This is a genomic window from Curtobacterium sp. PhB172 (assembly GCF_003752545.1).
Taxonomy (GTDB): domain Bacteria; phylum Actinomycetota; class Actinomycetes; order Actinomycetales; family Microbacteriaceae; genus Curtobacterium.
This window is the reverse complement of sequence record NZ_RKIF01000005.1, coordinates 664,449-689,810: the sequence shown is the minus strand read 5'-3', so window position 1 is coordinate 689,810 and position 25,362 is coordinate 664,449. Positions and strand designations below refer to the sequence as shown.

At 71.5% G+C, this 25,362-nt stretch carries 24 protein-coding genes and 1 tRNA gene; 13 read left to right on the top strand and 12 right to left on the bottom strand.

Going from position 1 to position 25,362, the window contains the following annotated elements; genetic code table 11:
- Window positions 1–87: 87 nt before the first annotated feature.
- The 4 genes from EDF42_RS04350 (at window position 88) to EDF42_RS04335 (ending at window position 5,384) form a co-directional block, all read left to right on the top strand.
- Complete coding sequence (locus EDF42_RS04350) at window positions 88–1,548, top strand: CHAD domain-containing protein (protein WP_123671544.1); 1,461 nt, start codon at window positions 88–90, stop codon at window positions 1,546–1,548.
- A gap of 49 nt (window positions 1,549–1,597) precedes the next feature.
- Entirely contained in the window at window positions 1,598–2,053 is a 456-nt protein-coding gene (locus EDF42_RS04345; protein ID WP_123671543.1) for a MaoC/PaaZ C-terminal domain-containing protein, read from the top strand.
- A gap of 87 nt (window positions 2,054–2,140) precedes the next feature.
- On the top strand, window positions 2,141–4,003 hold the full coding sequence (locus EDF42_RS04340; RefSeq protein WP_123671542.1) for a glycoside hydrolase family 2 protein: 1,863 nt from the start codon (window positions 2,141–2,143) through the stop codon (window positions 4,001–4,003).
- 160 nt (window positions 4,004–4,163) lie between these two features.
- Entirely contained in the window at window positions 4,164–5,384 is a 1,221-nt protein-coding gene (locus EDF42_RS04335; RefSeq protein ID WP_260235063.1) for a hypothetical protein, read from the top strand.
- Window positions 5,385–5,485: 101 nt separating this feature from the next.
- On the opposite strand, the gene EDF42_RS04330 is transcribed toward EDF42_RS04335, so the two are convergent.
- Complete coding sequence (locus EDF42_RS04330; protein WP_185040755.1) at window positions 5,486–6,538, bottom strand: amidase domain-containing protein; 1,053 nt, start codon at window positions 6,536–6,538, stop codon at window positions 5,486–5,488.
- Between the two features lie 110 nt (window positions 6,539–6,648).
- On the opposite strand from EDF42_RS04330, the gene EDF42_RS04325 reads away from it, so the two are divergent.
- Complete coding sequence (locus EDF42_RS04325) at window positions 6,649–7,032, top strand: hypothetical protein (protein WP_123671540.1); 384 nt, start codon at window positions 6,649–6,651, stop codon at window positions 7,030–7,032.
- 168 nt (window positions 7,033–7,200) lie between these two features.
- Here the strand turns inward: EDF42_RS04325 and EDF42_RS04320 are convergent.
- From EDF42_RS04320 to galU, 4 genes are all read right to left on the bottom strand, one after another.
- Window positions 7,201–7,276, bottom strand: a tRNA-Ala gene (locus EDF42_RS04320).
- Between the two features lie 81 nt (window positions 7,277–7,357).
- Window positions 7,358–8,449 carry a hypothetical protein gene (locus EDF42_RS04315; RefSeq protein ID WP_123340807.1) on the bottom strand — a complete coding sequence of 364 codons (1,092 nt, stop codon included), beginning with the start codon at window positions 8,447–8,449 and terminating at the stop codon, window positions 7,358–7,360.
- A 73-nt stretch (window positions 8,450–8,522) separates the two neighbouring features.
- Window positions 8,523–9,182, bottom strand: coding sequence for a GNAT family N-acetyltransferase (locus EDF42_RS04310; protein ID WP_123671539.1), 660 nt, complete (start codon window positions 9,180–9,182; stop codon window positions 8,523–8,525).
- Window positions 9,183–9,269: 87 nt separating this feature from the next.
- Complete coding sequence (gene galU, locus EDF42_RS04305; RefSeq protein WP_123340808.1) at window positions 9,270–10,160, bottom strand: UTP--glucose-1-phosphate uridylyltransferase GalU; 891 nt, start codon at window positions 10,158–10,160, stop codon at window positions 9,270–9,272.
- Between the two features lie 114 nt (window positions 10,161–10,274).
- On the opposite strand from galU, the gene EDF42_RS04300 reads away from it, so the two are divergent.
- The 3 genes from EDF42_RS04300 to mscL all read left to right on the top strand — a co-directional run bounded on the left by EDF42_RS04300 (window position 10,275) and on the right by mscL (window position 11,717).
- On the top strand, window positions 10,275–10,859 hold the full coding sequence (locus EDF42_RS04300) for a 5-formyltetrahydrofolate cyclo-ligase (protein ID WP_123293363.1): 585 nt from the start codon (window positions 10,275–10,277) through the stop codon (window positions 10,857–10,859).
- 1 nt (window position 10,860) lies between these two features.
- Window positions 10,861–11,145: an FmdB family zinc ribbon protein gene (locus EDF42_RS04295; RefSeq protein ID WP_123293362.1), complete on the top strand. Its 285-nt coding sequence runs from the start codon at window positions 10,861–10,863 to the stop codon at window positions 11,143–11,145.
- 71 nt (window positions 11,146–11,216) lie between these two features.
- A complete protein-coding gene (gene mscL, locus EDF42_RS04290; protein WP_123671538.1) occupies window positions 11,217–11,717 on the top strand; it encodes a large conductance mechanosensitive channel protein MscL in 501 nt (166 codons plus the stop codon).
- A gap of 161 nt (window positions 11,718–11,878) precedes the next feature.
- Here mscL and EDF42_RS04285 read toward each other — a convergent pair whose 3' ends face one another.
- Both EDF42_RS04285 and EDF42_RS04280 read right to left on the bottom strand, forming a co-directional pair.
- Complete coding sequence (locus EDF42_RS04285; protein ID WP_123671537.1) at window positions 11,879–12,463, bottom strand: CDP-alcohol phosphatidyltransferase family protein; 585 nt, start codon at window positions 12,461–12,463, stop codon at window positions 11,879–11,881.
- A 314-nt stretch (window positions 12,464–12,777) separates the two neighbouring features.
- The gene (locus EDF42_RS04280; RefSeq protein WP_395865085.1) at window positions 12,778–16,629 is read right to left on the bottom strand and encodes an AAA family ATPase; all 3,852 of its coding nucleotides are present in this window, start codon (window positions 16,627–16,629) and stop codon (window positions 12,778–12,780) included.
- Window positions 16,630–16,790: 161 nt separating this feature from the next.
- Here EDF42_RS04280 and EDF42_RS04275 point away from each other — a divergent pair, with 161 nt between their 5' ends.
- The 4 genes from EDF42_RS04275 (at window position 16,791) to EDF42_RS04260 (ending at window position 20,660) form a co-directional block, all read left to right on the top strand.
- Window positions 16,791–17,663, top strand: a complete 873-nt coding sequence (locus EDF42_RS04275; RefSeq protein WP_111086303.1) for a CoA ester lyase — start codon at window positions 16,791–16,793, stop codon at window positions 17,661–17,663.
- Between the two features lie 10 nt (window positions 17,664–17,673).
- Window positions 17,674–18,141, top strand: coding sequence for a DUF6264 family protein (locus tag EDF42_RS04270; protein WP_111086304.1), 468 nt, complete (start codon window positions 17,674–17,676; stop codon window positions 18,139–18,141).
- A 247-nt stretch (window positions 18,142–18,388) separates the two neighbouring features.
- Entirely contained in the window at window positions 18,389–19,636 is a 1,248-nt protein-coding gene (locus EDF42_RS04265; RefSeq protein WP_123671535.1) for an FAD-dependent oxidoreductase, read from the top strand.
- Between the two features lie 145 nt (window positions 19,637–19,781).
- Window positions 19,782–20,660: an aldo/keto reductase gene (locus tag EDF42_RS04260; RefSeq protein ID WP_123340813.1), complete on the top strand. Its 879-nt coding sequence runs from the start codon at window positions 19,782–19,784 to the stop codon at window positions 20,658–20,660.
- Between the two features lie 73 nt (window positions 20,661–20,733).
- Here the strand turns inward: EDF42_RS04260 and EDF42_RS04255 are convergent, their stop codons facing one another.
- Both EDF42_RS04255 and EDF42_RS04250 read right to left on the bottom strand, forming a co-directional pair.
- The gene (locus EDF42_RS04255) at window positions 20,734–21,234 is read right to left on the bottom strand and encodes a hypothetical protein (protein ID WP_123671534.1); all 501 of its coding nucleotides are present in this window, start codon (window positions 21,232–21,234) and stop codon (window positions 20,734–20,736) included.
- Window positions 21,234–21,644 carry a hypothetical protein gene (locus EDF42_RS04250; protein ID WP_123293354.1) on the bottom strand — a complete coding sequence of 137 codons (411 nt, stop codon included), beginning with the start codon at window positions 21,642–21,644 and terminating at the stop codon, window positions 21,234–21,236. The genes EDF42_RS04255 and EDF42_RS04250 overlap by 1 nt, the downstream gene beginning before the upstream one ends.
- A gap of 113 nt (window positions 21,645–21,757) precedes the next feature.
- Between EDF42_RS04250 and EDF42_RS04245 the strand changes: the two genes are divergently transcribed.
- Window positions 21,758–22,723, top strand: a complete 966-nt coding sequence (locus EDF42_RS04245) for an NAD(P)H-quinone oxidoreductase (protein WP_123671533.1) — start codon at window positions 21,758–21,760, stop codon at window positions 22,721–22,723.
- A gap of 156 nt (window positions 22,724–22,879) precedes the next feature.
- On the opposite strand, the gene EDF42_RS04240 is transcribed toward EDF42_RS04245, so the two are convergent.
- The 3 genes from EDF42_RS04240 to EDF42_RS04230 are packed head-to-tail and all read right to left on the bottom strand — an operon-like array spanning window position 22,880 to window position 25,357.
- The gene (locus EDF42_RS04240; RefSeq protein WP_123340816.1) at window positions 22,880–23,656 is read right to left on the bottom strand and encodes an amino acid ABC transporter ATP-binding protein; all 777 of its coding nucleotides are present in this window, start codon (window positions 23,654–23,656) and stop codon (window positions 22,880–22,882) included.
- Window positions 23,653–24,531, bottom strand: coding sequence for an amino acid ABC transporter permease (locus EDF42_RS04235; protein WP_123340817.1), 879 nt, complete (start codon window positions 24,529–24,531; stop codon window positions 23,653–23,655). The genes EDF42_RS04240 and EDF42_RS04235 overlap by 4 nt, the downstream gene beginning before the upstream one ends.
- 4 nt (window positions 24,532–24,535) lie before the next feature.
- On the bottom strand, window positions 24,536–25,357 hold the full coding sequence (locus tag EDF42_RS04230; protein WP_123340818.1) for an ABC transporter substrate-binding protein: 822 nt from the start codon (window positions 25,355–25,357) through the stop codon (window positions 24,536–24,538).
- Window positions 25,358–25,362 lie beyond the last annotated feature (5 nt).

Here is a 25,362-nt window from a genome sequence, read left to right as displayed (position 1 = left end):
CTGCACAGCTCGCGGTTCTGGGCCGCCCGTCCACAGAACGCGCCCGCGCTCGGACCGCACGGGCGCCGGCGGACGACACTTGCGGACATGCCGAGCCAGCACCCCGCCCCCGACACCGCCCGCACCGATCCCCGCCGGAGCTGGCGGATCCCCGACGACCGCCGACTGCCGGCACTCGAGCCCCTCGCATCCGCCGTCGAACGGCACGAGCCCGTGACGCTCCGCGAGACCGTGTGGGACTCCGACGAGCGCGTGCTCGCGGCCGAAGGGGTGACGCTCACCCGCGCCCAGGACGGTTCCTGGAGCCTCGACCACGGCGACGGCCCGGAACCGGTGGGCGCGGACCTCGATCGACCGAACGGCGTGCAGCCCCCGCGTGACGGGATCGAGGTGTTCCTGCGCGGGCGCGCGGTGGCGACGGTCAGCGTCCGGGACACCACGACGACGCTCGTGACCCTGCGCGGCAAGGACGGTCGGGTGCGGGCCGAGATCGCCGACGTCCGCGTGGACGACGGCGACCCGGACACCTCCGTGCTGCGGTCCGCACGGTGGTGGGCGCTGTCGGACGACGGGCGGGACGCCACCACGGCACGGGCCGCGGAGCGAGCGCTGGACGACGCGGCCACCGAGCCGCCGTCGACCTCGGCGATCGCGGTCCCGCCCGTTCCCATGGTCTCCCCGGAGCGGCGCGGCAACCGGGCGAAGCGACCACGTTCAGGCACCGCTGCGGCGTTCGTGCTGCGGGTCCTCGAGTCGCTGCGCGCCGACCTCGTCGCGGTCGACCCCCGAGTCCGCGCCGACGACCACGAGTCGGTGCACGACTTCCGGAAGGTGGTCCGTCGGCTGCGGAGCGTGCTCGCGGCGTACCGCGGAGCCCTCGACCGCGAGGCAACCGAGGCACTGCGGGCCGCCCTCGCCGAAGCCGGACGGGTCGCCGGTGTCGCCCGCGATGCCGAGGTCCTGCACGGCGGGCTGTTCCGGTCGGCGGCACGGGCCCCCGAGGGCTTCGTCGACGCGCCGACGCTGGACCGGATCGGCGAGCAGGCGGCGGCACTCCGTAGCGCGGCCGCAGCGGAACTCCGCCAGGCGCTGCGCTCGGACGACTGGTTCCGCACCCTCGACGCGCTCGACCAGCTGCTGCTCCGCGCCCCGGCCGGACCGCACGCCGACGACGCCGCCGATGCCTTCGTGGCGAAGCGCATCGGCCGCGAGCGCACTCGGGTCCGACGGCTGGTCGACGGTGGGGAAGGGGGTCTCGACGTCCTGCACGAGATCCGGAAGGCAGCACGGCGCCTGCGGTACGCGCTGCAGGCAGCCGGGGACGTCGCCGACCTCGGGAAGCGGCGGCTCGGCCGGTTGCGGCGGGTGCAGGAGACACTCGGTGACGCCCTCGACGCGGCCCACGCGGCGGAGGCCTACCGGCAGCTGTCCGGGCCCGCGGCTCGGGACGGCGCCGACACCTTCGGGTACGGGGCGCTGGCGACGGCCGAGCACGCCGTGCTCGAGCGAGGGCTGCGACGATCGCGGAAGCTGCTCGCACGGCTGTGAGCGCTGCTCGGCCTGCTGCTCGTCGGGCTGCTCTGCGAGAATCGCAGGCGTGCCCCACTACCTCGAGGACCTCGCCGCCGGACAGACCTTCACGACCCCGGGTCGCACGATCACCGAGGCGGACGTCGTGTCCTTCGCCTCGTGGACGAACGACAACAACCAGGTGCACACCGACGTCGAGTTCGCCGGCAGGACCCGGTACGGCCAGCGGATCGTGCACGGGCTGCTCGGCACCTCGCTCTGCCTGGGGCTGATCGCACGGACCGGGGTGTTCGAGGGGTCGGCCGTGGCACTGCTCGGGATCGACCAGTGGCGGTTCACCGCGCCGGTGTTCATCGGGGACACCGTGACCTGCGAGGTCGAGATCCTGTCGACGCGCCTGACGAGCTCCGGCACGACCGGCATCGTCGAGCGGACGGTCTCGCTGCGGAACCAGCGCGGCGACGTCGTGCAGCAGGGACGCATGGACGTGATGGTCCTGACGCGCGACGCCGCGATCGCCTGACGTCGCCCCGAGCACCCGCCGAGTTCTCCGGATGGCAATCGTTGCGACGCTCTTTACAACGATGTACCGGCGCGGGAGCATGGACCCATGAGCACGCTCGACGGCACCGTGGCCGCACCTGACACCGCATCCGCTCCCGCACTCCCCCTCGCCTCGCGGCAGGACGGCACGTACCCCCGGCCGCAGATGCTCCGCACCGCCTGGGCCGACCTCGACGGCACGTGGTCCTTCCGGAACGACGGCGACGACACCGCCTGGCGCACCGGGTTCCCCGACGCCCGCGACATCGTCGTGCCGTTCCCGCCCGAGTCCGTCGCCTCGGGCATCGACGAGCCCGGCTTCCACCCCGTGGTCTGGTACTCCCGTGCGATCACCCGCGCCGACCTCGAGGCAGCCGGACACGGCACCGCCGCACCCCGACTCGTCCTGCACTTCGGCGCCGTCGACTACCGCGCCCGCGTCTGGATCGACGGCCAGTTCGTCGGCGAGCACGAGGGCGGCCACACGCCGTTCTCCTTCGACGTGACCGACGCCCTCGCCACCGACCCCGACGCCGTCCACACCCTGGTCGTCCGCGCCGAGGACGACCCGCACGACCTGACCCAGCCCCGCGGCAAGCAGGACTGGCACGAGGACCCGCACGCCATCTGGTACCGCCGCACCACGGGCATCTGGCAGACCGTGTGGCTCGAAGCCGTGCCGACCACCTCGATCGAGTACCTGCGCTGGACGAACGTCGACCACGCCACCGTCCGCCTGACGGTCCGGATCGCGGGCGGCCGCACCGGCGGCGAGCGCCTGCGCGTCGTCGCCCGGTGGGACGAGCGCGACGAGCACCTCGCCACCGTCGAGGCCACGCTCGGCGACACGTCGGACGAGTTCGACGTGGTCGTGCCGATCTCGCGCCAGACGAACGGGCAGGCCGAGGACGAACTGCACTGGACCCCGGACGCCCCGCGCCTGGTCGACGCCGCGGTCTCGCTGCTCCCCCGTACCGGCGCGACGCCGATCGACTCCGTCGCGTCCTACTTCGGCCTCCGCACCGTCGGCGTCGACGGCGGCACCTTCCTGCTGAACGGCCGCAGCTACGACGTCCGCAGCGTCCTGAACCAGGGCTACTGGCCGGACTCGCACATCGCCGCACCGTCGCGTGAGGCGCTGCGCCGCGAGGTCGAGCTCATCAAGGAGCTCGGCTTCAACGCGGCCCGCAACCACCAGAAGATCGAGGACCCCCGGTTCCTGTACTGGGCGGACCGGCTCGGCATCCTGGTCTGGGGCGAGGCCCCCGGCGCCTACGCCTTCTCGCCGCGTGCCGTCCAGCGCCTGATGCGTGAGTGGATGGACGCCGTCGAGCGTGACGCCTCGCACCCGTCGATCGTCACGTGGGTACCGGCGAACGAGAGCTGGGGCGTGCAGCACATCGCCACCGACCCGGCGCAGCAGGCCTACGCCCGGTCCTTGGCCGACGTCACACGGGCGATCGACCCGACGCGTCCGGTGATCTCGAACGACGGGTGGGAGCACACCAACTCCGACATCGTCACGGTCCACGACTACGAGGGTGCCGGCGACGCCCTCGCGAAGACCTACGCGGACGATGCCGCGCGCACGGCGCTCTTCGCCCACTTCGGCCCGGCGGACCGCTGGGTGCTCGTGGGTGGCGCGCAGGACCTCGGCCAGCCGGTGATGCTCACCGAGTTCGGTGGCGTGAACTACCAGCCGGGTGCACAGCGGGAGGACGGCTGGGGCTACACCTCGGCCAGCGACGGCGACGACTGGGTCACCCGCATCACGGCGCTGTACGACGCGATCCGGGCGAGCTCGTTCCTGGCCGGCTCCTGCTACACGCAGCTGACCGACACCATGCAGGAGACCAACGGCCTGCTCAACGCCGACCGCTCCCCGAAGGTCCCGATCGAGCAGATCCGTCGCGCGGTCACCGGTCGCTAGCCGGGAGGCCCACACTTCGTGAGCAGCGGTGGTCGGGTCCGGCAGACGGACCCGACCACCGCTGCTCACGATGCACGAAGGTCGGCGCGCGGCCCGACGCACGGCCGCCCGCTGGCGCGGGCACGGGCCCTGGTCTGCGAGGATCGGGCGGGTGACGAGCATGGCGGAGACGAGCCGGGCCTCCCGGTCGGGGGTGCGCAGCCTGCTGACCGGACCCCGCAGCGCGTGGACCGCGCCCCTGCTCATCTGGGCCGCCTCGCGCCTGGTGAGCACATTGCTGCTCGCCACCATGTACGTGCTGGCGACCGCGAACGACTGGACGTTCGCGTCGTACCGGCAGGACCCGTCGTTCTTCACGTTCTCCGGATCGTGGGACGCCTCGTTCTACCGGACGATCGCGGAGCACGGGTACCCGGCCACACTCCCCCTCGACGACTCGGGGCACGTCGCGCCGAACGCCTGGGCGTTCCTGCCGGTGTTCCCGGCCATCGTGCGCGCCGTCATGGCCCTGACGGGGGCGTCGTTCTGGGTCGCGGGCGTGCTCGTCGCGACGATCGCGGGCGCCGCGGCCTGCGTGCTGCTGTACCGGCTCGTGCTCGCGGTGGGCTGCTCGCACCGGGCCCGCTGGGCCACCGCACTGTTCGCGTTCGCGCCGACCGGGTTCCTGCTGCAGGTCGCCTACGCCGAGAGCCTGCTGCTCGTGCTGCTGTTCGGCGCGCTGCTGGCTCTGGTGCGGCGTCGGTACTGGCTGATCGCGCCGCTCGGGGTGGTCGCGGCGTTCACGAAACCCGGGGTCCTCGCGTTGGCGGTGGCCCTGGCCGTGCACCTGGTCGTCCGGTGGGTCGGGTCCCGCCGGTCTGCTCGACCTGCCGAGGTGTTCCCGTGGCGTGACCGCATCACGATCCTGGCGTCCGGCCTCGTCGTCGCGGCGGCGGGTCTGGCGTGGCCGGTGATCGCCTCGGCGGTGACCGGGCGGCCGAACGCCTACCTGGACACCGAACTGTCGTGGTGGGCGGGGTTCGTCGGGCGACAGCACTTCGCGCCGCTGACGCCGTGGTTCACGATGGCCTCGACGTGGCTCGGACCGCTCGGCATCGTGCTCGTCGTCGCGGTGCTCGTCGGGGCGGTGTGGTTCTTCTCGCGCAGGAGTACCCGGGCCCTCGGGCCGGACGTCCTCGCGTTCACGGCGTCGTACGGGCTGTACCTGGTCGCGGTGTTCCTGCCGCAGCAGTCGTTGCCGCGGCTGCTCATGCCGATGGCGCCGGTGCTCGGGTCGGACGTGTTCGTGCGGACGCGGCGGCGAGCGGTGACGTGGCTCGTGGTCGGGGTGTGCCTGCAGCCGGTCGCGATCGTGCTGCTCTGGTTCCTCGGGTACCCCTGAGCTGTTCGGGGTGTTCCTGAGCTGTTCGGGGTGCGCCTGAGCTGTTCGGGGTGTTCCTGAGCGGCTCGCGGTGCTCCTGAGCGCGGCGCGGGCCCGTCGGGCTACGCGTCGAAGGTGTGGAACCAGGCCGTCCCGCCCGGGTGCTGCACCGTGATCATCTCGTCGAGGTCGCGGTACGGGCCGTCCTGGTTGTGGCTCGCCGACTTGATGCGGATGGTGCCGTCGGACTCGGTGAAGACCTCGGACACGATGGTGGTGTGGTCCGGAGATCCGTTCGCGTTCCAGTCGTAGAACACGATGTCGCCGACCTTGACCTTGTCGCGCTCGTCCGAGCTCCGACGCGTCAGACCGAACTCCGCGGCGTTCGTCTCGAGCCACGGGTCCATCGTCGGGCAGTACGTCCACGTGGCACTGTGCTCGGCACCGGCAGCCCGGTTGTACCAGTCGGAGCGCTGCTCCCAACCGCGGGCGATGAGCGTCTGGGAGACGTAGTTCGCGCAGTCGCCACCGATCGGGTTCATGGTGCCGTACTCGGACAGGTTGTAGTCCTTCCAGTGCGCCATCGCGTACTGGAGCTGCCGGTCGACGTCGGTCAGCGCGGCGTAGGCCATCGACGTCGTCGCCACCGCAGTGGACGCATCGGGCACCGGCGCAGCCGTGGGGGTCGGTGTCGCCGTGGCCGAGTCCTGCGTCGCGCCGGTCTGCCCGTCGTTCGCGGCGCTGCCGTTGCCGTCGGACGACTGGTTGGCGGACGGGCTCGGCTCGATCGACTCGGTGAAGAGCGCCACGGCGGCGTCACCAGCGGTGTACATCGCCTGGTGCGGGGCCGTGAAGGTGACCTTCGTGCCCGTGGCCGTGACGTCGCGCGCGGCCACCCCGCCGACCGTGACGCCCTTGACCGCGGCGAGGCCGGTCCCCGCGACGGTGACCGTGACGCCGCCGACGAGCGGGACCTGCGCCGGGGTCAGGGACTTCGCGACGGGCTTCGGGGTGGACGTGCTCTTGCTGGCGTTGCCGTCCTCGGCATTGCCGTTCTTGCCGCTGCTGTTCTTGCCGGCATCGTCGCTGCCGGACGAGCACGCAGCGACCGCGAGGCCGATCCCGGCGACACCGGCGAGGGACAGGAGTGCGCGGCGGTTCATCGAGGCAGTCATGACACAGCCAGCGTAAGCGACGCACCTGACGTTCCGACACGGCATGATCGTCCCCGGGGGGCGAGCGTCCTCCGTGTCCGCACGGACACGTTCGAGAGGATCAGCAGACCATGCCCGAGAGCCACGACTTCTTCGTCGCCACCGACCCCGAGACCGCCCGAGCACGGGTGCGCGAGGCCCTCGCCCGCGAGGGCTACACCGTCGACGACGCCGAACAGGGCGCACTCCGGGCCACGCGCGGCAGCATGGGCCTGACGCTGCTCATCGGCGGGCTCGCGAACGACCACACCTTCCACACCCGGCTCGACGTGCAGATCATGGTCACCGCGGACGGCCGCACCGTCGCTCGACTGCTGCGCGGCTCCGGCAAGTCCGCGATCAAGGGCGGGGCGATCGGGATCTCGCGTGGCAACCGCGCCTTCGAGCAGGCCGCGAACGCGATCCACACGTCCTTCGCGCAGGCGGGTGTCCTGACGGACAGCTTCGCGAGCTGACACGGTCGCGTCACCGGCACGCGTCCGGCCCGTCCGCACCCGTTCTCCGACAGGACACGCGACGGACGACTCGTGGATCGTCGCGAAACGCGTGCTCGTCAGGCCCCGTCTGCCCCGAACGCAGAACGGCCCGGAACCTGTGGGTTCCGGGCCGTTCGTGTTGCTACCTGGTGGAGCTAAGGGGATTCGAACCCCTGACCTTCTCATTGCGAACGAGACGCGCTACCAACTGCGCCATAGCCCCAAGTGCTCGATCACACTAGCACCACCGTTCGGCCGATCCGAAATCGAGGACAGCCGTTCGGCGTGCCGCTGACGCCGCGGGTCAGACCGCGCGGCGCCGGCGCATGATCGCGTCGAGATCGGCCTGCTGGTACGCGTCGTCGTCCAGGACGCCCATGCCGGCCCACTTGCTCGGCGGGCCCGGCGGCGTGGTCGGCTCGTCCGGCGTCTCGGCGACGAGCTCCGGGACGGCGGGAGCACGCAGCCCCAGCCGCTCGGCGAGACGCCCCTGGTCGTGGGCGGACAGCGACGCGGCAGCGTCCTCGAGCTCCGGACGCATCCGGGACACGGTGGCGAGTGACGGGTCGGCCTCGCCTGCGCGGATGGCAGCAGCTTCCGCCTCGGCCTCGGCCTTGGCCTCGGCAACGCGCTCCTTGAGTCGCGCGGCGAGCTCGGCCGACGACTCCGGCGAGGCAGCGGGCGCTGTCGGACGCTCCACGTACAGCGGCTTCGGCACCCGGTTCGGGGTCCAGCTGCGGTCCTGCGCGGGTTCTGCGGACTGATCGGTCGACAGCGGCGGCGCCGGGTCCGTCCACGTGCTCGCGGGCCGGGAGGCACGGGTCGCGCCCGCCTCGGCCGCCGCGACACGGGTCTTCCGTGCCGTCGCCACCTGGTGCAGCTGGGCCAGGACCGCTGCGGACCCACCCGCGGCGAGGAGCCCCGCGACACCGACGAGCCACAGGGCGGGTGACGCGACGAAGACGACGAGTGCGACGACGACGCCGAGCGTGCCGAACAGGGTGGCTCCGAGCCGGGAGCGTCGCATGCGCATCGCGGTCAGTGCGGGCACCGACGACGCACGCTCGAGGACGGGGGCCTGCTCGGCGAGCCGGCGGGTGATCTCGCGCTGGCGTGCGGCCTCGTGGGCGCGGACGATGGCGGTGCGCTTGGCCTCTTCGGACCGGGCGACGCGCTGCGCCTCGGCCAGGGACTTCGCGTTCATCTCGACACGGACCTCGTCGGGCAGTTCAGCGGTCTGCGCCAGGATCCGCAGGGTCTGCTGCAACCGGATCGCGTTGCGTTCGGTGGCGAGGTACTGGCGTCGGGCTGCCCACGAGGGCATCAGGTAGACGAGCCAGAGGACGGCCGCGACGAGCAGGACGATGCCGCCACCCCACGAGCCGATTCCTGCCATGGGGACACGGTAGGGGCGGGGGTATCCCCGTCGCGTGATTGCGGAACGCGTGTTGCGCGTGTCGCGGCGGAATCTACAGCCGGGGCGTGGTGGTGATCGGCAGGGCGGCTTCGTCGCGGGCGGCGAGCGGCACGGCACCGAGGCCGGGTGGCACCTGCCCGCGGACCCAGCGCTCGAGGACGCCCTCGCGGACCTCCTCGGCGACGAGCGCGAAGCAGAAGTGGTCGCGCCAGTCCCCGTTGATGTGGATGTACCGGCGACGCAGCCCTTCGTACCGGAACCCGAGCTTCTCGACGACCCGCAGGGACGGGGCGTTCTCGGGCCGGATGCAGATCTCGATGCGGTGCACGCCGACCGCGCGGAAGCAGTGGTCGACGGCGAGGGCGACCGAGATCGGGGTGACGTTGTGTCCGGCGGCGTCCTCGACGACCCAGTAGCCGATCGAGGCGCTGGCCAGTGACCCGTAGGTGATGCCGGAGACGTTGAGCTGCCCGACGAACCGACCGTCGAGTTCCATCGCGAACGGCAGTCCGAGTCCCGCGCGGGCGTTGGCCTGGAGCGCGCGGACGCTGCCGCGGACGTCGGTGGAGACGTGTCCTGAGGGGTTCGTGGCCTCCCAGGTGCGGAGCCACGAACGGTTCGACGCGAGCGCGAGGTCGAGGTCGCGCGTGTCACGGAGCCGGAGGGGCCGGATGGTGACCCGCCCGTGGGACAGGGTCGGGATCGTCGTCATCGCTTGGTTCCTCCGGGATCCCGCCGCTGTGCGGGACGGGGTGTCCCGCCCGGGTCCGTGTGCACGGTCCCGGGCGGGATGGCCGACTCATTCGCCCGCGTTGAACTCCTTCAGCCACGACTTGAGGTCGGGGCCGAGGTCTTCGCGGTCCGAGGCGAGCTGCACGATCGCCTTGATGTAGTCGAGTTTGTCACCGGTGTCGTACCGGCGTCCACGGAACACGACGCCGTACACGCCGCCGGTCCACTCCTCGGCGCTCGCCATCTTCATGAGCGCGTCGGTGAGCTGGATCTCGCCGCCCTTGCCGGGCTCCTGCTTCTCGAGGACGTCGAAGACCTCGGGGCGGATGACGTAGCGGCCGATGATGGCCAGGTTCGAGGGCGCCTCGCCCTGCGGGGGCTTCTCGACGAGCCCGGTGATCTTCACGACGTCGTCGGTGTCGGTCGGCTCGACCGTGGCGATGCCGTACAGGTGGGTCTGCGACTCGGGGACCTCGAGCAGCGCCACGATCGTGGCGTTCTTCTCGCCCTGGACCTCGATCATGCGCTTGAGCAGCGGGTCGCGGGCGTCGATGATGTCGTCACCGAGGAGCACGGCGAACGGCTCGCGGCCGACGTGCATCTTCGCGCGGAGCACCGCGTGGCCGAGGCCGAGCGGGTCACCCTGGCGCACGTAGTGCATGTCGGCGAGGTCCGTCGACTGGTTGACCTTCTGCAGCTTCTCGTGGTCACCCTTCTTCTTGAGGGTCTCCTCGAGCTCCGACACGTGGTCGAAGTGGTTCTCGAGTGCGTTCTTGTTGCGGCCCGTGATCATCAGGACGTCGGTGAGTCCTGCGCCGACAGCCTCTTCCACCACGTACTGGATCGCTGGCTTGTCGACGACGGGGAGCATCTCCTTCGGCATCGCCTTGGTCGCGGGGAGGAAGCGAGTGCCCAGCCCTGCCGCTGGGATCACCGCCTTGGAAATCTGGAAGCCCATGCCCAGACCGTATCCGATCCGGGTTTCCGGGGCATGTCATCGCTACTGGGGACACGGCATCAGCGCGTTTCCCGGCGGGAAGCCGCAACGGATGCGCTCGGTAGACTCCTGCGCATGATCGCTGATCTCGGGAACGAGAAGCGCGCCCTGCGAGCCGAACTCCGGCAGCGGCGGCGCACCCGGACCACGACGGAACGCGACGCGGACAGTGCGGCGCTCACCGCGACCCTGCAGCGCTTCGCCGAGGAGCGCCAGGTCACCTCTCTGGCGCTCTACCTGTCGGCGTCGGACGAGCCGAACGTCCGGCCGTTCCTGAACTGGGCGTTCGCGCACGACATCCGGGTGCTCCTGCCGGTCACGCGCGAGGACGGCTTGCTCGACTGGGCCGTCGGCGACGGTGAGAGCGAGACCGAGGGCATCTTCGGCATGCCGGAGGTCGTCGGCGAGGTCCTGTCACCGATCGCCATCAACGACGTCGACGCGATCCTCGCCCCTGCTGCTGCGGTCGGGCACGACGGCGTCCGGATGGGTTGGGGTCGCGGCTACTACGACAAGACCCTCGGGTCCATGGCGAAGCGCCCGCCCGTCTATGCTGTGATCTTCGATGCGGAGTACCTCGACGAGGTCCCGCGCGAACCCCACGACGAACCCGTCGACGGCATCATCACGCCGTCGCGCATCATCACGTTCCGGAGCTGACGTGCCCACCTACTCGTACCGTTGCACCGAGTGCGACAACGCGTTCGACATCAAGCAGTCGTTCTCCGACGCCACCCTGACCGAGTGCCCGGTGTGCGGCGGTGTCCTGCGCAAGGTGTTCTCGCCCGTCGGCGTGACCTTCAACGGTGGCGGTTTCTACCGCACAGACTCGCGTCCGGCCCCGAAGTCCGAGGGCTCGTCGAGCACGCCGGCCAAGTCGGAGACGAAGTCCACCCCCGCCAAGACCGAGTCGAAGCCGAGCACGCCGAAGCCCAGCGCCTCCTGACCGAGAGAACTCCTCGCCGATAGGTTGATGGGGTCGCCGTCCGGCGACTGTCCTCGACCGGAAGGAGTCCCGTGAAGGGCTTCAAGGAGTTCCTGCTCCGCGGCAACGTCATCGACCTGGCCGTCGCAGTCGTCATCGGTGCGGCGTTCACCGCGATCGTCAGCACGATCGTCAGCGCCCTGATCAACCCGCTCATCGGCGCGGTGTTCAACGCCTCGAGCCTCGACAAGGCGCTGGTCGTGGCGATCCCCACGTTCTCCGGCGGTGACGCAGAACTGAAGTTCGGCGCGATCATCGGCGCCGTCCTGAACTTCGTCATCGTCGCCGCGGTCGTGTACTTCGCGCTCGTCGTGCCGGTCAACCACCTGAAGAAGGTGGCGTTCGAGCGCGTCAAGAACGACGAGGAGCAGACCCCGCAGGACGTGCCCCCGACGGACGTCGAGGTGCTGCTCGAGATCCGCGACCTGCTCCGATCCCAGAACGGTGTCCCGACGAGCACGGGGACCGGCGCACACATCGCCCCGAGCACCGCTCCCGAGGGACCCGGCATCGGCGGCTCGACGAAGCTCTAGCAGGGTCGTCCCCGCCGACGGCGCCGCGATCGCGCCCCTCCACGGTCATCGCGCCCCGACTCTTCGGGGCGCGATGCCCGTTCGCGGGCGCGATCGTGCGCTACCGGGTGCGATCGCGCGCTACCGGCCGCAGCCGGCGTCACGCTGCGGCAGGGGGCGCGTCAGGCGGCCGTGACCGCTCGCCGCTTGGCGAACATCGCGACGGCGTACTGGATGCCGGCGAGGACGTGGCCCACGGTGCCGAGGTAGACGAAGACCAGCGCGACGACCCGCACCCACGGCGCGTTCTCGTCGACGGCGTGCACGGCCGAGAACAGCAGCACCGGCAGGCCCACGAAGAGCAGCGCGGAGCGGATCTTGCCGGTCCACGTGACGTCGAGGTCCGGGTTGCCGTGGAACAGCACGCTGGAGAGCACCACGAGCACCAGGTCGACGAGCACGACGACGGCGACGACCCACCACGGCAGCAGGCCGGTCAGCACGAGCGACAGCACGATCGCGATGATGGCGAGTCGGTCGGCGACGGGGTCGATCGCCTTGCCGAGCTTCGAGCCCTGGTCGAACTTGCGTGCGATGAAGCCGTCCGCCCAGTCGCTCACGCCGATGACGACGAGTGCGACCAACGCCCAGCCCGGGTGTCCGGCGACGACGAGCCACACGAAGACCGGGATCAGCAGCAGCCGGAACAGCGAGATCAGGTTCGGCCAGGTCTGCCAGTCGGGGCGCTCCCGCACGGTGTCAGTCATCGCAGGCCAGGCTACCTGTTACCAGTGGGGCGGGACGTCCGCCCGGAGACGGACATCGTTCTCGCCGGTTCCGTGCCGCGCCGGCTCCGGCGCGGGGGTGGGGTCCGAACCCGGCACCGGCTGGGTGGTGACGCGTCTGCGGCGCCGCACCGGGCCTCCCGACAGGTCGTCCGTGTCGCGTTCCGGAGACGCTGACCGGACGGGAGGCGCGGCTGACGAAGCGTCGTCGGCTCGCGTCCACGTGCCTACCAGCTGGTCCGTCTCCGGCGTCACCGGACCGGCGGGCCGGGAGGCCCGCCGGCTCGGCCGGTCCGTCATCGGCGTGCGGGGATCGGGGGGATCGAGATCTCCTGCGTGGCGCCACGGTCGACACCGAGCACGGCTGCGACGGTGTTCGCGACGCGGTCCGGGTCGGAGAACAGCTGGAACGCGTGCACGCGGACGTAGTGCCATCCGAGTCGGCGCAGGACCTCGGGGCGGAGGCGGAGCGACTCGCGCAGCGACCCCTTGACCAGCGACGCGTCGGTCTCGATCGTGACGCAGACCCCGCCGTGCGCGGCCACCAGGCCGAGCTTGCCGCGATGTCCGAGCGCGACCGGGATGCCGCGCATCTCGAGTCGGCGGGCCAGGTCGACGAGCAGCGGGTCGGAGTCGTCCGGCACGTACTCGGCGGTGGTGCGCGCACGCACCTCGGCGAGGATCTCGGCGAGGGCGACGGTGCCGTGGCCCATGCGCTCGGCCTCGATGTCGGACGGCTGGAAGCACGTCACGATCACCATCGAGCGGCGTGCACGGGTCATCGCGACCGCCAGCAGCCGCTCGCCGCCGGGCTTGCCGAGCGGACCGAAGTCGCGCAGGACACGACCGTGCGGGGTGCGGCCGTAGCCGATGGAGAACACGACGCGGTCGCGGCTCTGCGCCACCGACTGCTCGAGCGTCGCCACGATGAACGGCTCGGCGCGGTCGCCGATGACGAACTCGGTCAGGTCCTTGTGGCCCTGCGCCGCGGTCAGCACGGCCTGCTCGACGCGCACGGCGTGCTTCGCCGAGGCGGTGATGACCATGAGCGACTCGGACGGGCGGGTGCGGGCGTGGTCGATGACGAGGCGCACCACGCGGTCCACCTCGGCGTCGACGCTCTCGACGGCGCCGGACTCGGGGTCCGGCACGGCCTTGCCGTCGCTGACGTAGTCGAGCGCGATCGAGCCGTGCCCGAGGAACGAGCCGGCCCACGGCAGCGACTCGATCTTGCCGCCGTAGAAGCGACGGTTCACGAGCTCGGCCAGGTCCTCGCCGCCGGCGCGGTACGACCGCGAGAGCGACAGGGTCGGCAGCAGCGTGGAGAGCTTCGCCAGGGCGGAGTCGGCGTGGAAGGCGTCGAGCGTGCCCTCGTCGACCTGCAGCGCACGGTGCTCGGGGTCGACCGCGATGCGGAACGGCGACGGCGTCTGCGTGACGGGGTCACCGAAGACGACGGTCTGGCGGGCACGACGGACGGCTCCGACGGTCTCGGCGATGGTCACGGCGCCGGCGTCGACCAGGATCACGGTGTCGAACGGCATCGTGTCGGCGATCTGCGACACCTCGTACGGGCTCGCGAGCCACACGGGCGCTATCGACCGGGACAGGTGGGGTGCGGAGTCCTGCAGCAGGCGCGAGGTGATCGCACCCTCGCGCAGCTGGGTCTTCAGCGCCGTGGCCTCTTCCGGCCAGTCGACCAGTCCGACCTTCCAGTTCTCGGCGAGCTGCCACGCCAGGCCCTGGGAGACCCCGGCCGCGTGGGCGTCGTCAACGAGGCGGAAGTCGGCCTCGACCCGGTCGAGCATGTCGGTGTTCGCGCCGAGCAGCGCCCGGTCGGACTCGAGCATCGTCTCGAGGGCGGACTGCCACCAGGCGAGCTCGAGCTCGGCCGGTACCTGCAGGTCCGGCACGTGGCGGTTCGCCAGGTCGGTGATGAGCGGCTCGAGCTGCAGGTCGCGCAGGGTCTGCATGAGCTCGGTGCGCTCCTGCAGGTTGTGCAGGACGTCGGACTCGGCCGCGAGCTCGGCGATGGTGGGGACGAGCTGGTCGACCGGGGTGTTCGCGAGCTGACGGTCGCGCTCGGTCCGGCCGAGCGGCTCGTCGAGCCGCGCGAGGTCCTCGGCGACGTTCGAGAACAGCACCTGCACGTCCGCGATCCCCGTGGGCACCTCGGGGTTCACGCCGGCCGCGACGTAGCGCTGCCACAGCACGCGCTGCTGCTGCACCCGGGTCAGGGCCTCGTGCAGGTCGGAGACGTGCACGCCGGGGCGGACGTACTCACGAGCGAGCTTCTTCAGGCGACGGCGGTTCGTCGACGACATCGGAGCGCCCTCGCCACGTGGGGCGGTGGCGGCGACGAGCTCCGACACCGAGCGGTCGAAGACCACCGGCAGGAAGCGGTCGAGGGTGTCACGGATCTCGGTGAGCAGGCGCAGGTAGATGCCGAGCTCGTTGATCGTCGTGAACTGGCGCATGTGCGTCGAGCTCACGAGGTCGTGCGCGCGGCGGAGCAGCGTCGGCAGCCCGTCGGAGTCGAGGTCCTTCGCGATGCGGTGGGCGCGCTGGGCGCCGTCGCTGGTGGAGAACTTCGCGCCGTACCAGGGCGAGTCGTCGGGGCCGTAGCGGAACTCACCGAGGTTGGCCGCGCTGACCATCGTCTCGGCGACGCGCGAGCGCCCCTCGACCATGGACGCCACGGACCGCTTCGACAGCCGCGCGGTCGTCGACGGCGGGACCGGCAGGAGCGACAGCCGCGAGAGCTCGACCAGGCAGTCGAGCACCGAGACGCCGAAGTCGGCGTCCTTTCGGGTGAGCGAACCGCGGTAGTCCTTCAGGACCTTGCGGAGCCGGACGAGGGCGTCGTCGACCTCGCGCAGGTTCGGACGGGCCGCCTTCTCGTTCCGGGCGATGGCACGGACGACGTCGCGGCGCAGCGTCGAGGGCGTGACCGCGACGCCGGGCAGCTGGACCTCGCCGAAGCGCGCGGCGATGCCCCGCAGGGTCGCACGGCGCGGGCTCACCACGAGGACGCGCTTGTTCGCGGCGACCAGGCCGCCCAGGGCGTTCACGATCGTCTGGGTGCCGCCGGTTCCGGGCAGGGTCTTGACGACGATGGAGTTGCCGGCCGCGATCTGCGCGATCACGTTCTCCTGCTCGTCGTCTGCGTCGAGCAGCAGGGTGTCGGTCTCCGGGCTGCGCTCGTCCGACGGGGTCTGCTCGACCGGGTGGTACGACTGCTCGACCTGCCACTTGGCGCTCGGGTTGCCGGCCAGGGCGTCGAGCACGGGGTGGGACAGGTCGCCGGTGTCCTCGACCAGGCCGGTCGCGACCTCGGCGAACGTGGAGACCACGAGCCGGGCGTGCACGGAGAAGCCGGGGATGTGCGCGGTCAGGCCACGCAGGCGGTCGATGACGGGGTTCGGGGTGAACGAGCCGTCCTGCTGCGCGAGCGCCACGAAGGACTGCGCGTCGAGGATGACGCCGAACTGCTCGTGCAGGGCATCGGCGAGACCCGGGTTGAGCACCGGTTCGCCGAGGAGCCGGACCTCGAAGTCACGGCCGTGGCGGCGGATCGCCAGCGGGCGCAGGAGCACCGGGCCGCGGAACTGCTCGTCGCCGTGCTTCCAGTCGGCCATGCCGATCCCGAGCTTCACGGCGTCGATCCCGCGCACGGTGGCGAGCTCGGTGCCCTTCGCCTCGACCTGGCCGGCGGCGACACGAGCGGCACGGAGCGCCACCTCGTCGCGGATCAGGCTGGACAGCAGGGTGGTCTTGCCGGTGATGAACTGCGCGAGGCCGCCCGGGTGCGTCGTCGACAGTTCGATGCGCGCGCGGGGGTGGTCGCTGAAGTGGGTGAGCGGGCTCGTGCCGCCGACGCCGGTGAGCTGGCCGCGCCAGCCGTCCCACGTCGGTTCGGCCGCGTTGCCCGCCTGCAGCCGGGGATCGCCGAGGCTGATCGCCTGCGGGCTGGTCAGCTGCAGTTCCGGGCGGAGCGTGCGGTCCGGTTCGTCGTCGGTCCGGTCCTCGTCCACGTCCTGCTGCTCGTCTCGGTCGTCTCGCTCGTCGCGGTGGTCGCGCTGGCCGCGGTCGTCTCGCTCGTCATCCGGGCGCTCGTGGGCACCCTCGACGCGGACGTCGTCGTTCACGTCGTCCTCACCGTCGGTCACCCTGTCCGCTCGCCACACATCCGACACTGTAGGCGGGAACGAGCGCCCTCTCTGGCAATGAACCGAGGTTTCGGGGTTTCCGGTGCACGGTGAAGCACTCCGGTCCGCGCCCGAGCCGCCCGATGTGGTACCAACGGGGCATGGCCATCGACGACCGCACCACCCCGTCCGCCCCCACGCCGAACCGGCGTCGATCGGTCCCCGCCGAGATCTCCCGCTCGTGGCTGCTCGTCTCCGGCACCGCGACCGACCGGTTCGAGAAGTCCCAGCGGTCCCGCGCCGACCAGATCATCCTGGACATCGAGGACGCCGTCGACCCCGCCGCCAAGCCCTCGGCACGGCAGGGCGTCGCCGCGTGGCTGGCCGGAGGCGGCGAGGCCTGGGTCCGGATCAACGACGTCACGACCGACTTCTGGGCCGACGACGTCGAGGAGCTCCGCGGCCTGCCCGGGCTGCAGGGCGTGATGCTCGCGAAGACCGAGTCCCCGGCCCAGGTCACCGACACGTGGCACCGGCTCGGCGGCCAGACCCCGGTGATCGCGCTGGTCGAGTCGGCGCTCGGCATCGAGGAGTCCGTCTCGATCGCGCGGGCCCAGGGCGCGTTCCGGCTGGCGTTCGGCTCCGGCGACTACCGCCGCGACACCGGCACGAGCGCCGACACCCTGGCGATGGCGTACCCGCGGTCGAAGCTCGTCGTCGCCTCGCGCGTCGGCGACCTGCCCGGCCCGATCGACGGCCCGACGGTGGGGTCGTCGCACCCGATCCTGCGCGAGCAGTCCCAGGTCGCGGTGTCGCTCGGCCTGACCGGCAAGCTCTGCCTGGACACCGAGCAGCTGCCCGTCATCAACGAGGTCATCTCCCCCACCCCGACCGACGTCGCCTGGGCGCAGGACTTCCTCGACGACTTCGAGGCCCGCGGCAAGGTCATCCGCGACGGTTCCGACCTGCCCCGCCTGGGTCGGGCGCAGAAGATCCAGCGGCTCGCACAGGCGTTCGGCGTCGAAGCGCGGTAGGACTGCTCCCATGACCTGGTCCAACGTCCCCGGCGGTCCGCCGCAGTCCTCGCCCGGCCCCCAGGACCCGCAGCGCGCGGCCTGGGAGCGCAGCGGCACCACGTTGTTCCCGCCGGCGAAGCTCGCCGACCGGATCTCCACCGTGCTGCTGCTGGCCTTCGGTGCCGTGATGACGATCGTCACCGCCGTCGTCGGCATCATCGCGGTCATCTCGGCGACCGCGACCTGCGATGCCTCGGCCGGGTGCTCGCCCGGCGGGTACATCGGCGGCACGGCCATCGCCGTCGGCGGCGCGTTCGTGATCGGCGTCGCCACGATCGTGCTGGCGATCGGCGCGTGGATCCGTCGGAAGTCGTCGTGGTGGATCGCCGCGGTCGGCTTCGTGCTCGCGATCGCCGTCATCACGTGGGGCGGGGTCGTCTTCGCGAACGCCGCCGACGACGAGACCGCGTCGTCCTCGGTGTCCGCGAGCGCCTAGCCCCGTCGCGCACCCGCGCCTCGCCGGACCGACTCCGAACGACACCATCGACGTCGTACGACAACGAGTTCGTCGTTCGTTGCGACCGCCGCCACTTGCGCGCGCGCAGCGGCGACATCGTCGACGTCGTACGACGTCAACGATGTCGCACCGCGTCGCGTGGGCAGAGGCGACGCGGCGACGGACGGGAGGCTCGTGGCGGACACGGCCACGGGCCTCCCGTCCGACACGGCGTAGCGTCCACGGCATGGTGACGGTGTCGCGGACGACGGTCGCGGTGGTCGGTGGTGGCCCCGCCGGGGTCGTCCTCGGGCTGCTGCTCGCCCGGGCCGGCATCGCCGTGCGCGTCGTCGAGCAGCACGACGACTTCAACCGGGACTTCCGCGGCGACACCGTGCACGCCTCGACGATCCGGCTGCTCGACGAGCTCGGCCTCGGCGAGCGCTTCCGGGCCCTGCCGCAGTCACGGCTCGACGACTTCTCCCTGCCGATGCCCGACGGGTCACGACTGCTGCTCGGCGACTTCTCACGGCTCGATCCCCCGTACGACCACGTGGCGATGGTGCCGCAGTGGGATCTGCTCGACCTGCTCGTGACCGCTGCCCGGCAGGAACCGTCGTTCGACATCGCGATGGGCCGCGCGGCGACCGGGCTCATCGAGGAGAACGGCACCGTCACCGGGGTCCACCTCCGCACGCGCGACGGCAGTGGCGAACCCGAGGAGCTCCGCGCCGACGTCGTGATCGCGTGCGACGGACGGAACTCGGTCCTGCGCCGGGCAGCGGGGCTCGTGCCGCGGGCGTTCCCGGTGCCGTTCGACACCTGGTGGTTCCGGCTCCCCCGGCGGTCGGGCGACGCGGCGAGCGCCCTGACCCCCGCGTTCTCGGGGAAGGACGTGCTGCTGAGCTTCCCGCGGCCCGACTACCACCAGGTCGCGTACTTCGCCCCGAAGGGCTCGGACGCCGCGCTGCGGGCCGAGGGCGTCGTTGCCTTCCGGGAGCGGGTGACCCGGCTCCGTCCGGACTTCGCCGACCGGGTCGACACGATCGGGTCGATGGACGACGTGCACGTGCTCGACGTCCGGATGGACCGGTTGCGGCGGTGGTGGCGGCCGGGGCTGCTGTGCATCGGCGACGCGGCCCACGCGATGTCGCCCGCGGGTGGGGTGGGGATCAACCTGGCGGTGCAGGACGCCGTGGCGACGGCCGCGATCCTGGTTCCGTCGTTGCGGCAGGGGCTCGGTGGTGCGGGGCTGGACGGTGCGCTGGCCGCGGTGCAGCGTCGTCGGAGGCCGCCCGCAGTGGTCGTCCAGTCGGCGCAGGCTGTGCTGCACCGCGTCGTGTTCGAGCGGGCCTTCGCCGGACGGCTGCAGGACGGGCCACCGCTGCTGCCCGTGCTGCTCGCCCGGTACGTGCCGCCGTCGCGGGGCCTCTACGCCCGGGGCATCGCGTTCGGGCCGCTGCCGGAGCACGCGCCCAGCTGGGCGCGCCGCTGAACGGAGCGGGCGCGGTGGACGGGGCCGGACGGCGGACGGGAGGCGCGGAGCGGAGCCGCCACGGGCCTCCCGGTCGGCGGGCGGTCACCACCACTGCGCGACGCACCCTGTGCGCGACCGCGCACCCCCGGCGCATGCTGGGGCCATGAAGCAACGAGTCATCGGAGACGTGTCGGTCAGCGCCATCGGTCTGGGCGGGATGCCCATGTCGATCGAGGGCCGACCCGACGAACGACAGTCCATCGCGACCATCCACGCCGCGCTCGAGAACGGTGTCACGCTCATCGACACCGCGGATGCGTACCACCTGGCCGCCCACGACGAGGTGGGGCACAACGAGGAGCTCATCGCCCGGGCGGTCCGCGAGTTCCACGGCGACACCGAGTCGATCCTCATCGCCACGAAGGGCGGACACCTGCGACCGGAGGCCGGCGCCTGGGCGCAGAACGGCCACCCCGAGTACCTGAAGCAGGCGGCGAAGGCATCGGCGAAGCGCCTCGGCGTCGAGGCGATCGGCCTGTACCAGTTCCACCGTCCGGACCCCGCCGTCCCGTACGCCGAGTCGGTCGGCGCGCTCGGCGAGCTGCTCGACGAGGGCGTCATCCGGATGGCCGGCATCTCGAACGCGGACCCCGACCAGATCCGGACGGCGAACGAGGTCCTCGACGGACGACTCGCCTCGGTGCAGAACCAGTTCTCGCCGAAGTTCCGGTCGAGCGAGCCGGAACTCCAGCTCTGCGACGAGCTCGGGATCGCGTTCCTGCCGTGGAGCCCGCTCGGTGGCATCGCGAACGCCGCCGACCTCGGCACCGCCTACGAGGACTTCGCGTACATCGCACGCGACCGTGGCGTGACCCCGCAGGTCATCGCGCTCGCGTGGGAGCTGCAGAAGAGCGACGTGGTCGTCCCGATCCCCGGGGCCTCGCGGCCGCAGTCGATCCTCAACTCGCTCACCGCACCGACCGTGAAGCTGCGGCCGGAGGACGTCGCCCGCCTGGACGCGTCGCAGCCGGCGGCCGTCTGAGCAGTCCCACGACGACGCCCCGCAGTTCCGGTCGGAGCTGCGGGGCGTCGTGGTGTCGGGACCTGGTGTCCGGCTAGTTGCTCGGGCAGACCGCCGAGACCTCGTTCAGCGAGGACTGCACGTCGGTCTGGGCGCCCTTCGCCTCGGCGGAGTCGCTCGAGCCGCTGGAGGTGAGCGCCGAGGCGTACTCCTTCGCGTCCTCGGTGAAGTCCTCGAAGGCGTCGTGGACGTCGTCGTTGGTGACCTTCGGCAGTGCCGCGTCGAGACGGTCGGTGAACTCGCCGACGAGCTTCGCCCGTGCTGCGGGGTCCGCCGGTGCTGAGGACGACGTCTGCTCGGCGATGAACGACTTGAGCTCGTTCTCGACCAGGGCACACGCCTCGGTCTTCGTCTGCGCGGCGGCGGTCGACGTCCTCGACGGGGCAGACGTCTTGGACGTCTCCGTCGAGGCGCCGCCGTCGGACGAGCCGCCGTCGCTGGACGAGCCGCCGTCGCTGGACGAGCCGCCGGAGCAGCCCGCCAGCATCGCCACGGCGACGAGCGCCGTGGTCACCGAGGCGAGGGTGCGGCGCATCAGGAGTTGCACTCCTTCTGGAAGGCGTTGCCGGCGTCCTGCACCTTGGTGCTGGACTTCGTGAGCGCCGAGACGTCGGCCGACTGCGGGTCCTTCGCGATGTCCTCGATCTGGTCGACGAGGTCGCCGTAGGCGTCCTCGAAGGCCTCGCCCTTGTCCTGCAGGGCGTCGTCGGACAGGTCGTCGACGCCGTCGGAGATCTTCTCGTCGAGCTCCTTGAGCTTCGTGACGGCGGCGTCCGGGTCGGACTGCAGGTTCGCGGCTTCGGACTGCACGCCCTCGGCGGCGGACTTGACCGTCTTCTCGAACTGGGTGCACTGGTCGGCCTTCGACGGCCCGGTCGAGCAACCGGCGAGCAGGGTGAGCGCGAGGCCGGCGGTGGCGAGCGCGATGAGCTTGTTCTTCGGCATGGTGGAGAGTCCCCCTCGATCGGTCCGCACTCCCCCGGATGAGGTGCAGATCCGTCATCGAGCGTACATGGGGCACTCACAGGATGACCGGCCGCCCGGCGTACCGTCGAGGCATGCGCGCCATCACGTTCGACGACACCACCATGTCCGTGACCGACCTGCCCGACCCGGTGCCCGCCGCGGGCGAGGTGCTCATCGAGGTCGCCGCCGCCGGGGTGAACAACGCCGACCTGCAGCAGCGTGCGGGGAACTACCCGCCGCCGCCCGGGGCCTCGGAGGTCCTCGGGCTCGAGGTCTCCGGCACCGTCCGGGCCCTCGGCGACGGGATGACCTCGGTGGCCGTCGGCGACCGCGTGTGCGCCCTGCTGTCGGGCGGCGGCTACGCCTCGCTCGTCGTCGCTCCCGCGACGCAGGTGCTGCCGGTCCCCGACTCGGTCGACCTGGTCGAGGCTGCCGGCCTGCCCGAAGCGGCCTGCACCGTGTACTCGAACATCGGCATGCTCGCCGGACTCCGCCCCGGGCAGACCCTGCTCGTGCACGGTGGCACCGGCGGCATGGGCTCGCACGCCGTCCTGTGGGCGAAGGCCCTCGGTGCCACGGTGATCGCGACGAGCGGCGGTGACCGAAAGGTCCAGGCGTCGCGTGACCTGGGTGCCGATCTGGTGGTCGACCACCGCACCGAGGACTTCGTGGAGCGCGTCCTCGCGTTCACGGACGGCGTCGGGGTCGACGTGGTGCTCGACGTCGTCGGACCGTCGTACCTGGCGCGGAACCTGCAGGCGCTCGCACCCAACGGGCACATCGCCGTCATCGCCTCGGGCAGCGGCAGCACCGCCGAGCTCGACCTCGGCGCGCTGATGCGGAAGCGGGCGTCGATCAGCGGGACGACCCTGCGCGCCCGGCCGCTCGCTGAGAAGGCCGCGATCGTCGCCGCCGTCCGTGAGCACGTCTGGCCGTTCGTCGCCGACGGCAGCGTCCGACCGGTGATCGACACCGTCCTGCCGCTCGCCGAGGTCGAGGAGGCGCACCGGAAGGTCCGCGACGGCGAGGTCGTCGGGAAGGTGCTGCTGACGCTCTAGGCGCGTGGGCGGGCTGCGCCCGGGTCGCGGAGCTGGCCGGTCGACGTCGCGCCCCGCTGCGGACACTGCGCCCCCGCACACCGGGGCGCGATGGCCGGCGCGGGGCGCGGGGCGCGGTGCTCGGCTGCCACGGCTGCCACGGCTCCGCCGGAACGGTCAGGCGTGGACGCGGGAGAGGAACTCGACCAGCGCCGGGTGCTGCGGGGCGTCGAGGACCTCGGCGGGGACGCCCTGCTCGACGACCTCGCCACGGTGCAGGAACACGATCCGGTCGGCCACGTTCCGTGCGAAGTGCATCTCGTGCGTGGTCATCAGGATCGTCGACCCCTGCCGCTTCAGCTCGGTGACCAGGTCGAGCACCTCACCGACGAGCTGGGGGTCGAGCGCGCTCGTGACCTCGTCGAGCAGCAGGAGCTCGGGGTCGGACGCGATCGCACGGACGATCGCGACGCGCTGCTGCTGCCCGCCCGAGAGCCGGTCCGGGTAGGCGTCGGCGAACTCCGCGAGCCCGATCCGTTCGAGCAGCCGACGCGCGGTCGCCTCGGCCTCGGCCCGGCCGACGCCGTGCACCTGCCGTGAGGCGAGCGTCACGTTGTCGAGCACGCGCATGTGCGGGAACAGGTTGAACTGCTGGAAGACCACGCCGATCCGCGCCCGGACGCCGTCGACGGCGATGCGGGGATCGGCGATGTCGGTCCCCTGCAGCAGGATCTCGCCGTCGTCGATGCCCTCGAGCAGGTTCACCGTCTTGAGCAGGGTCGACTTGCCCGAGCCGGACGCCCCGATGACGCAGATGACCTCGTGGCGGTGCAGCGTCAGGTCGATGCCGCGCAGGACCTCGTGCTCGCCGAAGGCCTTGCGCAACCCGCGTAGCTCGAGGACCGCAGCGTCCGCACCCGACGCGCCACGGGCCTCCTGGCCGACCTCGCTCATACGGTCCCTCCGATCTGCTCGCGCCGCTGCTGGCGGCGCGCGATCGCGTCCGTGACGCGGATCAGCGGCAGGCTGATCACCACGAACAGCAGCCCCGCGACGAAGTACGGCGTGAAGTTGTAGGTCTCCGCCTGCGCGATCTGCGCCGAACGGACCGCGTCGACGGCGCCGAGGATCGACACCAGGCCGACGTCCTTCTGCATCGAGACGAAGTCGTTCATCAGTGCCGGCGTGACCTTGCGGATCGCCTGCGGCAGCACCACGAGCCGCAGGGTCTTGGCGTGCGAGAGCCCGAGCGACCGGGCGGCCAGACGTTGCGAGGGGTGCACGGCCTCCATGCCGGCACGCAGGACCTCGGCGATGTACGACGAGTACGTCAGGACGATCGCGAGGGTGCCCCAGACCTCGGCGGGCAACCGCGGGAACACCCCGAGGCCCGGGATCCCGTAGCCGACCAGGTACAGCACGATGATGAGCGGCAGGCCGCGGAACAGGTCCGTGTACCCGGTCGCGAGCATCCGCAGCGGGAAGAAGACCGGGTTCCGCAGCCCCCGCACCACTGCGAGCAGCGTGCCGAACACGGCGACGCCGATGGCGCTGAAGAACAGGATCCGGACGTTCAGCCAGAGGCCCAGCAGGATGTCCGGGAACGTGTCGATCGCGGTCTGCGGGTCGAAGAACGACTGCTGGACCGCTGCCCAGCCGGGAGTGTTCACGACGCCGAAGTAGGCGATCGCGATCACCACGAGCGTCGACACCACCGACACCACGATCGACCGGCGTCCACGCTGCCGGCGGTAGAGCCGACGTTCGAGCTCGACCTGGCTCGGCGCTGCTGCGGCCACCGGGGTGCCGGCGCCTGCTGGCACGGTCATGCGGTCACTTCAGGACCGGGGTGTTGGTCTCCGAGGAGAGCCACTTGGTCTGCAGGTCCTCGAGCGTGCCGTCGTCCGTCAGCGACTTGAGTGCCTTGTCCACCTTGCTCGTGAGCTCCGAGCCCTTCGGCAGGACGAAGCCGAACTGGTCGCCCGTGCCGTCGGACGGGAACTGCGCCGACACCGTGCCGTCGTCGAGCTGCGCTGCGGCCATGTAGAACGCCGTCGGCAGGTCGGTGACGATCGCGTCGATCTGGCCCGACTTCAGCGCGAGCACGGCGTCGTCGTTCGAGTTGAAGACCTGCGGGGTGATCCCCAGCACGCTCTTCACGCTGGCGATCGACGTGGACCCGGTGGCGACGCCGATCGCGTCCTTCTTGAGCGTGGCGATGCTCGTGTCGTCGACGGCCTTCGAGGTGCTGGTCGTCACCACGGCCTGCGTGGTCGTGTAGTACGCGCTCGACATGTCGACGGCCTTCTTGCGCTTCGCGTCGATCGAGAACTGCTGGACGTTGAGGTCCCAGTCCTTCGGGCCCGGTGCGATCGCGCTGTCGAAGGTGCTGCGCTTCCACACGACGTCGGACTCGGCGTAGCCCATCTCCTTCGCGACCGCGTAGGCCACGGCGGACTCGAAGCCCTTGCCGGACTCCGGCTTGTTGTCCTCGATCCACGGCGAGTACGCCGGCTCGCCGGTGGCGATCGTCAGCTTGCCGTCGGTGACGGTGCCGTCTTCGTTGCTGCCGCTGCCGGCGGCGCACGACGTCAGGGCGAGGGCGGCGACCGCGGCTGTTGCGACGGCGAGGGTGAGGCGGAGGGATCGGGTCACGGTCG